Annotated in this window: 9 protein-coding genes; 4 read left to right on the top strand and 5 right to left on the bottom strand. The window is 69.8% G+C overall.

Going from position 1 to position 8,572, the window contains the following annotated elements; genetic code table 11:
* Window positions 1–52: 52 nt before the first annotated feature.
* Window positions 53–460, bottom strand: coding sequence for a metallopeptidase family protein (locus tag RMO97_RS17835; RefSeq protein WP_310542362.1), 408 nt, complete (start codon window positions 458–460; stop codon window positions 53–55).
* The gene (locus tag RMO97_RS17840; RefSeq protein WP_310542363.1) at window positions 453–1,022 is read right to left on the bottom strand and encodes a hypothetical protein; all 570 of its coding nucleotides are present in this window, start codon (window positions 1,020–1,022) and stop codon (window positions 453–455) included. The genes RMO97_RS17835 and RMO97_RS17840 overlap by 8 nt, the downstream gene beginning before the upstream one ends.
* 87 nt (window positions 1,023–1,109) lie before the next feature.
* Between RMO97_RS17840 and RMO97_RS17845 the strand changes: the two genes are divergently transcribed.
* The 3 genes from RMO97_RS17845 (at window position 1,110) to RMO97_RS17855 (ending at window position 5,491) form a co-directional block, all read left to right on the top strand.
* Entirely contained in the window at window positions 1,110–3,428 is a 2,319-nt protein-coding gene (locus tag RMO97_RS17845; RefSeq protein WP_310542364.1) for an ATP-binding protein, read from the top strand.
* A 54-nt stretch (window positions 3,429–3,482) separates the two neighbouring features.
* Entirely contained in the window at window positions 3,483–4,469 is a 987-nt protein-coding gene (locus tag RMO97_RS17850; RefSeq protein WP_310542365.1) for a nitronate monooxygenase family protein, read from the top strand.
* Window positions 4,470–4,765: 296 nt separating this feature from the next.
* The gene (locus RMO97_RS17855) at window positions 4,766–5,491 is read left to right on the top strand and encodes a carbon-nitrogen hydrolase family protein (protein ID WP_310542366.1); all 726 of its coding nucleotides are present in this window, start codon (window positions 4,766–4,768) and stop codon (window positions 5,489–5,491) included.
* Window positions 5,492–5,671: 180 nt separating this feature from the next.
* Here the strand turns inward: RMO97_RS17855 and RMO97_RS17860 are convergent, their stop codons facing one another.
* Complete coding sequence (locus RMO97_RS17860) at window positions 5,672–6,106, bottom strand: helix-turn-helix domain-containing protein (RefSeq protein WP_310542367.1); 435 nt, start codon at window positions 6,104–6,106, stop codon at window positions 5,672–5,674.
* A 75-nt stretch (window positions 6,107–6,181) separates the two neighbouring features.
* On the opposite strand from RMO97_RS17860, the gene RMO97_RS17865 reads away from it, so the two are divergent.
* Window positions 6,182–7,027: a class I SAM-dependent methyltransferase gene (locus tag RMO97_RS17865; RefSeq protein WP_310542368.1), complete on the top strand. Its 846-nt coding sequence runs from the start codon at window positions 6,182–6,184 to the stop codon at window positions 7,025–7,027.
* Window positions 7,028–7,206: 179 nt separating this feature from the next.
* Here RMO97_RS17865 and RMO97_RS17870 read toward each other — a convergent pair whose 3' ends face one another.
* Window positions 7,207–7,425 carry a GIY-YIG nuclease family protein gene (locus RMO97_RS17870; protein ID WP_310542369.1) on the bottom strand — a complete coding sequence of 73 codons (219 nt, stop codon included), beginning with the start codon at window positions 7,423–7,425 and terminating at the stop codon, window positions 7,207–7,209.
* A 61-nt stretch (window positions 7,426–7,486) separates the two neighbouring features.
* Window positions 7,487–8,359 carry a hypothetical protein gene (locus tag RMO97_RS17875; RefSeq protein ID WP_310542370.1) on the bottom strand — a complete coding sequence of 291 codons (873 nt, stop codon included), beginning with the start codon at window positions 8,357–8,359 and terminating at the stop codon, window positions 7,487–7,489.
* Window positions 8,360–8,572 lie beyond the last annotated feature (213 nt).

Here is an 8,572-nt window from a genome sequence, read left to right on the forward strand (position 1 = left end):
CTCATCCGACCGGTCGCTGACCGGCCACCTTCTCCCGCAAGGGGAGAAGGAATTAATCAGCCTCGATCGCGTCGATGTCGTCGTCCGACAGGCCGAAGTGGTGCCCGATCTCGTGGACCAGGACGTGGCTGACCAGTTCGGCCAGCGTCACGTCGCCGCGGTCGACCCATTCGTCCAGGATCGGCCGGCGGTAGAGGAAGATCATCGAGGGCTGCGGCTGCGGATCGAACACTGTGCGCCGGCCGATGTCGACGCCCTGGTAGAGACCCGTCAGCTCGAAGGCGTCCTCGATGCCCAGCTCGTCCAGCACTTCCTTGGCGGCGAAGTCGTCGACCCGGAAGATCACGTCCCCGGTCATCTTGCGGAAGTCGCCCGGCAGGGCGGCGAAGGCGGCTTCGGCGAGCGCCGCCAGATCGTCGAGGGAGGGGGCCAGGCCGCTGGCGTCGGGGGGGCTACTCATCAGGCATGATGATATGCGGCGCCTCGGGGGGCCGTGTCTCGAAGAGACCGATATCCAGGGGTTGCTGCGGCTTGACCGGCCGCATGGGGGTGCGGGCGAGCGCCGCCAGGGCCTGGTAGTCCAGGGGTTCGCTGGCCTTGCGCCGGGCGGCGCGGGCCTGGGGTCCGTCGGCCGGTTTAGCCGCGGAGGCCAGCCGCCAGTAGCTCACCTGCAGCCGCCAGACGGTCTTGGGCGCGGCCTTGGGCTCGGGCCAGCGGCGACCGTCCTTCAAGCTCGGCTGCACCGGGGGCGGGGGCCGCCCCTCGATCATCTGGGCCAGCCGGCAGAAGCGGTCCTCGGAGGCCAGGGCCACGACCCGGCCTGGCCGGTCGTCCTCCACCCGGCCCGCATGGGCCGCCAGCGCCGCCTCGCGGCTGGCGTAGGGTGGGCCCAAGGCTTCCGTGACGAAGACCACCTCTTGGCCCGCGGCGGCGGCGGCCTCGCGTTCGCGCGCCGCCCGGGCAATGGGCGCCTGCAGGGCGGCCTGCGCATCGGCGGCCACCGGATAGAGGATCGCGGTCATGGCTGGATTATCGCCGAAGACCGCCTTAGCGCCTATGTTCATCCTGATGATTCGGCAGGCAAAAGCACCAGCGCCGCAGGTGACGCGATGAGCGAGCTGGACCTGATCCTGGCCGCCGCCGCCGGCGCCGTGCTGCTGGCCATCTGCGCCACCCTCTGGGCCCTGGCCCAACGCCGCCAGTCCGACGCCAGGCTCGACGTCCTGCGCACGAAGATCGCCGCCCTGGAGGCCGGCGCCGAAGCCGCCCAGGCCTCGGCCGAGGCCTTCGATTCCGCCCTGCTGGCTGTCGAGGACGGCCACGCCCTGTTGGCGTCCGGCGAGGAGAGCCTGGCCGCCTGCATCTCTGCGCTCGGCCTCGCCGACCCTGACCCGCAAGGCGTAGTCTCGGCCCTGATGCGCGCCGACCCCGACCATGCCCGGCGGCTGCGCGCCCTGTTCGAGCGCGGCGAGGCCTGCGCCTTCGAGGTCCAGGGACCGGGCGGCATGGTGGCGGTCGAGGGCCGGGCCGCCGGCGCCCTGGCCTGGTTGCGCCTGTCGGCCGTGGTGGGGGAGGACGCCGGCCTGCCGACCGCCCCGCGCTTCGCCGCCTTCCTGGACGCCCGCGCCACCCCGGCCTGGGTCGCCGCCGCCGACGGCAGCCCGGTCTGGGTCAACGCCGCCTGGCTGGCCGCCGTCGACGCCGCCAGCCTGGACGACGCCGCCGCCAAGGGCCTCAGCTTCGACAAGGCCGCCGACGCGCTCGCCGCCGAGGCCGCCAACCTGGGCCAGAAGCGCGAGGCCCTACGCTGGTCCTCCTTCGCCGGACGCCGCCGCGCCTTCCAGATCACCGCCCAGCCCCTGGAGGGCGGCGGCGTCGGGGTCTGGACCGAGGATGTCTCCGAGCTGGAGGAGCTGCGCGAGGCCCTCAAGCGCCACGTCGAGGCCCACGACGAGACGCTGAACCACATCGCCGACGCGGTGGCCATCTTCTCCAAGACCAAGCGGCTGATCTTCCACAATACCGCCTTCGCCAACCTGTGGGGCCTGGAGCCCGCCTGGCTGGCCGAGCGCCCGACCCATTCGGAGATCCTCGACCGCCTGCGCCAGCGCCGGCGGCTACCGGAAACCGCTGATTATGGACGGTGGAAGGCCGCCGAGCTCGACCGCTACGAGGCCCTGGACGCCTCGCCCGACGACATGTGGTCCATCCCCGACGGCCGCACGCTCAAGGTCGGCCGCCAGGTCCACCCCCTGGGCGGCATCGTGCTCTTGTTCTCCGACATCACCGGCGAGCTGCGCCTGAAGGCCCAGTACAACGCCCTGATCCAGGTGCAGCAGGCCACCCTGGACAAGCTCAACGACGCCGTGGCGGTGTTCGGCGCCGACGGCCGCCTGCGCCTGCACAACGAGGCCTTCGAGCGGTTCTGGAACATCACCCCCCAGCAGCTGGAGCTGGCCCACGACTTCGAGGGCGTCGTCGAGCTCTGCATCCCGCGCCTGCACGACATGGGCTTCTGGCGCGAGCTGAAGGGCCGCGTCGCCGACACCGATCCCGCCGCCCGGGCCCCCATCTCCGGCGAGGTGAAGACGTCCGACAGCCGCATCGTGGTCTATCAGTCCCGCCCCCTGCCCGACGGCGCGACCCTGATCGCGTTTGGCGACGTCACCGACGCCCGCAAGCTGGAGAGCGCTCTGGCCGACCGTTCCGCGGCCCTGGCCGAAACCGAGCGCCTGAAGCGCGACTTCGTGGGCAACGTCTCCTATGAGCTGCGCACCCCGCTCACCACCATCATCGGCTATTCCGAACTGCTGGAGCGCTCGGGGGAGAACCTGTCGGAGCGCGGCCGCAGCCACGCCGCCGCCGTCCGTTCGGCCGCCACCCAGCTGGCCCGCTCCATCGACGACGTCCTGGACATGGCCCAGATCGACGCCGACGAGATGGCGCTGGACCTGGAGGACGTCCACGTCGCGCAGCTGCTGAACGACGCCGCCGCGCGGCGCGCCGACGAGGCCGCCGCCGCCCAGGTGACGGTGAAGGTGGAATATCCCGACGACATCGGCCTGATCCGCGGCGACATCAAGCGCCTGGCCCAGACGCTGGACCACCTCACCGAGAACGCCATCCGCCAGACCCCGCCGGAGGGGATCGTCACCATCTCGGCCCGCCGGGCCCTGGGCGAGATCCAGCTGCAGGTCACCGACACCGGCCGCGGCATCCCCTTCCACGTCCAGGCGCACATCTTCGACCGCTTCATCGGCCGCGAGCGCGGCGGCCCCGGCCTGGGCCTGGCGCTGGTGAAGTCCCTGGTGGAGCTGCACGGCGGCTGGGTGGCCCTGGAGAGCGAGCCCGGCGCGGGCGCCACCTTCACCTGCCATCTGCCCGAGGAAGCGCAAGGCGCGGCGGGTCATCCCGAGCTTGGGTTCTAGGATCGTCCTGCTAGTCTGGTCTCAACGAGACCAACACACTGCAGGGGACGAGATATGATCAAGACCAGGATTACCGAGATGTTCGGCGTCGAGACGCCGCTCGTCATGGGCGGCATGACCGGCGTCGGGTACGCGCGCCTGGTGGCCGCGGTCGCCAACGCCGGGGCGCTCGGCTTCATCACCGCCCACCATTCCAGCAATAAGCAGGAGTTACTCGACGAGATCGAGCTGTGCCGCAGCCTGACGGACAAGCCGTTCGGGGTGAACCTCACCCTGCTGCCGTCGCTGAACAAGATTCCCTACGATGAGTACCGCGAGGCCATTATCGAGAGCGGCATCAAGATCGTCGAGACCGCGGGCCGCAACCCCACCGACCACCTGCCCGCCTTCAAGGAGGCCGGGGTCAAGGTGATCCACAAGTGCACCTCGGTCCGCCACGCCGTGACCGCCGCGCGCCACGGCGTCGATATCGTCTCCATCGACGGCTTCGAGTGCGCCGGTCACCCGGGCGAGGACGATGTCGGCCTGATCGTGCTGCTGCCGGCCACGGTGGACGCGCTGGGCGACGTGCCGGTGATCGCCTCGGGCGGCATGGCCGACGGCCGCAGCCTGGCCGCGGCCCTGATGCTGGGCGCAGACGGCGTCAACATGGGCACCCGCTTCATGGCCACCCAGGAGTGCGCCATCCATGAGAACGTGAAGAAGAAGATCGTCGAGAACACCGAGCGCGACACGCTGCTGACCAACCGCACCCTGCGCAACACCAGCCGGGTGGCCCGCAACGCCGTATCCGAAGAGGTCGTGGCGATCCAGCAGGACTCGACCAAGACCATCGAGGACGTGCGCCACCTGGTGGCCGGTGTCCGCGGACGCACCAACGTGATGGGCGCGGGCGACACCGACGGCGGCATCTGGACCGTCGGCCAGAGCCAGGGCCTGATCCACGACATCCCCACCTGCCAGGAGATGGTCGCCAACATCATGCGCCAGGCCGAACAGGTGCTCAGCAAGAACGCCCAGCGCGTGGTGGTGAGCGCCTAGCTCTCACCTCACCATCCGCTCATCCCGGCGACCCGAAGGGCGGCGCGAAGCAGCCAAGGCCGGGACCCAGATTCATCTCCGGCCTTCCGAGGTGATCCCAACCCACCCTCCCCTGAGGGCGATGTGGGCTTCACCTGGGTCCCGGCCTTCGCCGGGATGAGCGGATGGGGATAACTCGTGAGGTTGGCCTGCCTGTTCGTGTGGTTCGTGAGGTTCGTGGTTCCAAGTCTTGCGGCCGCGACGCCGGGAGGCGGATCAAGATCGACCACGAACCACACGAACCACACGAACAGACAATGACCCGCATCGCCGCCGCCCAGACCCCGGAGTTCCGCGAGGACGTCGAAGCCGCGCTCGCCTACGCCCTGACGGTCATCGCCGACGCCACCGCCCAGGGCGCCGACCTGCTGGTCTTCCCGGAAGGCTACCTCCAGGGCTACCTCACCCAGGAACCCCTGGCGCGGCGCCACGCCCTGAACCTCACCGGCCCGGCCTTCACCGACATCCTCGCCCGCCTCCCGGCCACGGGCCCCATGATCGTCCTGGGCCTCATCGAGGAAGACGACGGCCAGCTCTTCAACATCGCCGCCGTCATCCAGGCGGGCAAGCTGCTGGGCCGATACCGCAAGACCCACCTGCTGGCCGGGGAGACCTTCTTCGGCCCCGGAACCGACTGCCCGGTCTTCGAGGCCGCCGACCTGAAGTTCGGAATCAACATCTGCTACGACACCAACTTCCCGCAAGCCGCCCAGAAGGTCGCCGCTGCAGGTGCGACCCTGCTGGTCTGCCCAGCCAACAACATGCTGCCCCGCGCCGTCGCCGAGACCTGGCGCGACCGCCACAACCCCATCCGCGGCGAACGCTGCCGCGAGACCGGCCTCTGGCAGATGTCCGCCGACATCACCGGCAAACGCGACGGCCGCGTCGCCTGGGGCCCCACGGCGGTGCTGAACCCAGACGGTAAGGTCGTGGCCCAACTGCCACTCGACCAGCCCGGCCTGCTGGTCTTCGAGATGCCGTGACCCTACTTCCTTCTCCCCTTGCGGGAGAAGGTGGCCCTGCGGAGCAGGGTCGGATGAGGGGTCGATAGACCTCTCGGGTTTAGGGCGTTGCGGGATCAGCGGAGAGGGGAGCGTGACCCTTCATCCGACCGGTCTTCGACCGGCCACCTTCTCCCGCAAGGGGAGAAGGGCTCGGACCCCCTAAACCGCCTCCACCCGGAACCGCGACCGCGACCGCCGCGCCGCCTCCCCACCCACCACCCGCACGATCCGCCGGAAGTGCGGGCAGCCCATCAGCTCGGGCGCCTGGCAGGCGCTGGCGTGGCGCAGGCCGTCGCGCATGCGGGTAAGGTCGGCGATCCGGCGGTCCAGCACATCAGCCTTCGCCGCCAGTTCGGCCTTGTCGATCCGCGGCCCGCCCTCGCCCGCCAGCATGGCGGCGATCTCCTCCAGGCAGAAGCCGGCGGCCTGGGCCAGGCCGATCAGGGCCAGGCGCTCCAGCACATCGGGATCGAACAGCCGCTTCAGGCCCCGCCGGCCCGAAGACGTGATCAGCCCCTTGTCCTCGTAATAGCGCAGGGCCGAGGCCCGCACCCCGGAGCGCCGCGCCAACTGCGCGATATCGATGTCACTCATCGCTTGACCTCAAGTCGGCTTGAACTTGCAGATTGCGCTCGCCAGACCGATGACCGCAAGCCCCATGGAGCCGACATGACCGCCCAATTCCCCCCGACCCCCGCCCAGGCCGCCTTTTGGAAACAGGCCGGCGGCCAGGCCTGGGTCGATCTTCAGGACCTCATGGACCGCCTGAACCAGCCGATCTGCGACGCCGTCGTGGCCGAAGGCTTCCCAGGCGCGGGAGGCGCGGTGCTGGACATCGGCTGCGGCGCCGGGGCCACCACGCTTGAGATGGCGCGCCGCGTGGGTCCGCAAGGCCGCAGCCTTGGCGTCGACGTCTCCGCCCCTCTGCTGGAGGCAGCCCGCGCGGCGGCCAAGGCGCAAGGGATCGCCAACGCGCAGTTCCTCGAAGGCGACGCCCAGACCTTTGACCTGGGAGAGGCCGCCTACGACGCCGCCATCTCCCGCTTCGGCGTCATGTTCTTCTCAGACTCCAATGCCGCCTTCGCCAACCTGCGCCGCGCGCTGAAGCCGGGAGCCAAGCTCGCCTTCGCCTGCTGGCGCAGCCCCGCCGACAACCCTCTGGCCGGGGCCCCCGTCGAGGCCGCCGCCCCCTTTCTGCCCCCCATGCCGCAAGCCGACCCCGACGCGCCGGGCCGCTGGGCCTTCGCCAAGCCTGAGCGCGTGCAGGGCATCCTGACGCGCAGCGGCTGGCGCGACATCGAGATCGTCCCCCTGGACGTCCCCACCCCCATCGCCTTGCCCGACCTGATGACGCTCAGCCTGCGCATGGGCGCCCTGGGGGCCGTGCTGCAACAGGCCGACGAGCCGACCCAGGCCAAGGTCCGCGCGGCGGTGGCCGAACGCCTGGCGGCCTCCGAGACCGACGGCATGGTGGCGATGAGCTCCGCCTGCTGGCTGGTGACCGCGCGGGGTTAGGATGTCAGCGACCCGCGTGGTTCGGCGAAGAGGCTTTCATAGAGATCTTCCCAGTGAGGGTTATCGCCCTCGATCAGGTTGATCTTCCACGCTCGGCGGTACTTCTTCAGCGACGCCTCGCGGGCGATCGCCTCGACGATGCCATCGTAGCGTTCGTACCAGACCAGCCGCTTGACGCCTTAGGTCAGGGTAAAGCCGGGGCGTAGGCCTTCCCGGTGCTGACTGACGCGCCGGATGAGATTGCTGGAGACGCCGACATAGAGCGTGCCGTGCTTGCGGCTCGCCAAGATGTAGACCGCGTTGATCCCCGCTGGATTCATGCCCACGCCCGGCAGCTCCATCGCGCGCGACAATTCAAGAAACTGATCGTCATCCCCGGGCTTGTCCCGGGGACCCATGATCTCCGGCTCCCCGCAGATTGCGCCGGCGACGCCACATACCCTTGCTGAACCACGGAGGTCATGGGTGGCCGGGACAAGCCCGGCCATGACGATCAGGGGGCCGAGGGTGGCCCAGCAACGCATCCACCCTCTCCACCTCGTCCGCCGCCCGCGTCTCACGGCCCATCTCCCGCGCCCAGGCCACCATCCTGGCGAACTCGGGATTGCGCGCCTGCCAATACATCAGGGTGCTGTAGCAGGGCATCTTCGGGTCCCGCGCCACATCGCGCAGGCAGGCGCCGCTCGCCAGCCGGTCCAGGATGTCGTCGAACAACACCCCGGTCAGGCGGCGCGGATTGTGGAGACGGTGATGGCGCCCGCTCAGCTTGGCCGCCCGCACGGCCTTGTCGAAGTCCGGCCGCATCCGCCGCCACCTCGCCAGGATCGGCCGGCTTGGAAGCGCCGGGTCCGCCTCCACATCCGCCACAAATTCACCGAACGCCACGCGCCGTATGATCTCGTCGGCGACGGTCTCGTCATAGAACGCCCATTTGCGCAGCCTGATCTTACGGGCGACCGCGGAGGCCGCCTGCAGCGCCTGCGCGAAGTCCGGCCGCTCCGACTTCCAGCGCTTGAGCCGCCGTCGATTTGGAAACTCCGGGCGACGCAGAACCTCCCGTATCGCCGCGCCCCGCCGGACCGCCATCAGCAAGGCGTCGGCCCGCTCGGCGTCGAACACCGGCCCCGCCGTGGCGCTGACCTCCATCCCCCGCCGCCACTGCAGCGCGTACATCAGCCGGTTGGCGAAGGGCTCGTCGGCCTTGGCCCAGCGATAGATCGTCTGCGCGCAGGGGAACCCGGGCCGCGCCCCCAGTCGGTGGAGCCGCGCCCCGTTCTCCACCGCCTCGCAGACGCGGACCATCATCTCCTTGCGCGGATAGGTGAAGGACATCGGCTGAGGATATCAGCGGATCACGAAAAGAACAAAAAAAGAACAACTTTTCTCGCCGGCCTTTCGCCCGCTCACCCCGGCGCAGGCCGGGGCCCAGATTCATCCCGGACCTCGGGTGTTGGCCCCCCTGTTCGTGTGGTTCGTGTGGTTCGTGGTTCCAAGTCTTCCGGCCGTGACGCCGCCGAAGCCGATCAGATTGTCCACGAACCACAC

This window comes from Phenylobacterium sp. (assembly GCF_031425575.1).
Classification (GTDB): domain Bacteria; phylum Pseudomonadota; class Alphaproteobacteria; order Caulobacterales; family Caulobacteraceae; genus Phenylobacterium.